Origin of the sequence: Moorena sp. SIO1F2 (assembly GCF_010672755.1) — a bacterium.
Taxonomy (GTDB): domain Bacteria; phylum Cyanobacteriota; class Cyanobacteriia; order Cyanobacteriales; family Coleofasciculaceae; genus Moorena.
The window spans coordinates 1-1,773 of sequence record NZ_JAAHFV010000632.1 but is presented as its reverse complement, the minus strand read 5'-3'; the positions used below and the strand labels follow the sequence as shown (position 1 = coordinate 1,773).

2 protein-coding genes are annotated in these 1,773 nt (G+C 37.7%); one reads left to right on the top strand and one right to left on the bottom strand.

What is annotated here, in order from left to right; genetic code table 11:
* Positions 1 to 278: 278 nt before the first annotated feature.
* Positions 279 to 512 (bottom strand): hypothetical protein, encoded by a 234-nt coding sequence (locus tag F6J94_RS33585; RefSeq protein ID WP_293024179.1) that lies wholly within the window; start codon positions 510 to 512, stop codon positions 279 to 281.
* A 269-nt stretch (positions 513 to 781) separates the two neighbouring features.
* On the opposite strand from F6J94_RS33585, the gene F6J94_RS33580 reads away from it, so the two are divergent.
* Positions 782 to 1,684 carry an Rpn family recombination-promoting nuclease/putative transposase gene (locus tag F6J94_RS33580; protein WP_293048225.1) on the top strand — a complete coding sequence of 301 codons (903 nt, stop codon included), beginning with the start codon at positions 782 to 784 and terminating at the stop codon, positions 1,682 to 1,684.
* Positions 1,685 to 1,773: the final 89 nt, after the last annotated feature.

Below are 1,773 nucleotides of genomic sequence, written 5' to 3'. Positions count from 1 at the left end.
TGGTTTGAATTTACCGTAAGATAGTGGAGCCTTATTAAAAAATATTTAACCCTTTTCTGCATAACCTGCTAACTATAAAGGCTCCACTATCTAAGGTTTTGTCTCCGGGGGAAACCCCCAAGACCGCGCTGCATCGCTACTGATCAACTATCGAATTAGTCAGCAACTACTCGAAAGTAACTACATCCCAACTCATCCTTCATCCTGATATATACCCCTCCACAAAACAACTTTAACCCTTGATAGTCGCCAGGGCGACGCCCTGGCAATTTACTATCCTAGTCTAGGTATAAGTATCGAATCAAAAAAGTCGTAACCTGACCAGATTTTCCGGTAGGCTCGAAAGCGCTCCACTCGTCGGGATAGGCGTATTTAAGGGAATAGATAGCATTAATTGTTTTGCGAACTTGTTTAGGAGAACCGACCAAGATGTGCTTGACTTTTTTAGGTTTGCGACCTGGCTTTTCAGGGTTGGTATTTTCATCGGAGTTGGGTGGAAGGTTGTCATTCATCAGTAGTAATTCCTTAAAACTGCTTACATTATTAATATATACATAAATTAATTTACTGTCAAGGGGTTTAGGAATTTTTTTTTATTAATAAATTGAAAATGGCTATAATAATAAATAGGTCATAAATAATAGTAAATAACCAGTAATATATCTGATATTTTCTGTAGAGATGCTATAGCTTTTATCATTTATTACTCCTGCTGCTAAGCTCCCTGCTCCCTTAGTTAAAATACTATATATATTTTTTTGTTATAATAAGGTATAAAACCATGAGATTCATCAGTCCTAAAACTGACTTTGCTTTCAAGAAAATATTTGGTTCAGATCAGAGTAAGGATATTCTAATTTCTTTCCTCAATGCTATGATATACTCTGGTAATTACGTCATCCAGGATTTAGAAATTATTGATCCTTATAGCGCGGGGGATGTAGTAGATTTAAAAGACACTTATCTAGATGTTAAGGCAGTATTAGAGGATGGAACAACTGTTATCATTGAGATGCAACTCTGGAATGTGGAAGCTTTCAAGAAGCGAGTGGTTTATAACTTGTGCAAAACCTATGGAAATCAACTGCAATTGGGACAGGGATATTTCGATATAAATCCAGTCATTGCTTTAACTATCACGGATTTTAAGTTATTCCCTTCCAGCGATAAAGTAATTAGCTGTTTTTACTTTCAAGAGGAAGAAGACCACTTACCTTATCAGGAAAATGAATTAAAGCTGGTGTTTGTGGAACTTCCTAAATTTACTAAGCAACTGGAAGATTTAGAAAGTGTGATAGATAAGTGGATATATTTTATCAAAGAAGCGCCAAACTTAGAAATTATTCCTGACAACTTCAGGGAAATCCCACAGCTGGAAAAAGCCTTAACCATAGCGAATCAAGCGGGGTTGAGTGTGTCAGAAGTGGAAAAACTCCGCAAACAGGAGATGGTTTTGGAAGACGCGCGAGGTGCATTGAGTTTCGCGAAAAGGCAAGGACGAGAAGAAGGAGAAAGAAATTTACTATTGCGACAGCTTGAGAGCCGCTTTGGCAAACTAACGATTAATGGCTTGGCATTAATCGAAGCCTTGACCAACGAAGACCTAAACCGTTTATCAGAAGCCATCTGGGATTTTCAGACCAGTGAGGACTTACTCAACTGGCTGCAAGAGCACTCTAATTAAAAGTCTAAATTTTTAATAAAATTAATCCGATGGTGGGCAGTAGTTGATACCAATTAAAAAGCTGACAATCTCGAAGCTAAGCACTGCCA

What these genes read in the sequence shown, in the direction of transcription:
- F6J94_RS33585 (WP_293024179.1), bottom strand. Translation starts at nt 512, where the DNA reads ATGAATGACAACCTTCCACCCAACTCCGATGAAAATACCAACCCTGAA.
- F6J94_RS33580 (WP_293048225.1), top strand. Translation starts at nt 782, where the DNA reads ATGAGATTCATCAGTCCTAAAACTGACTTTGCTTTCAAGAAAATATTT.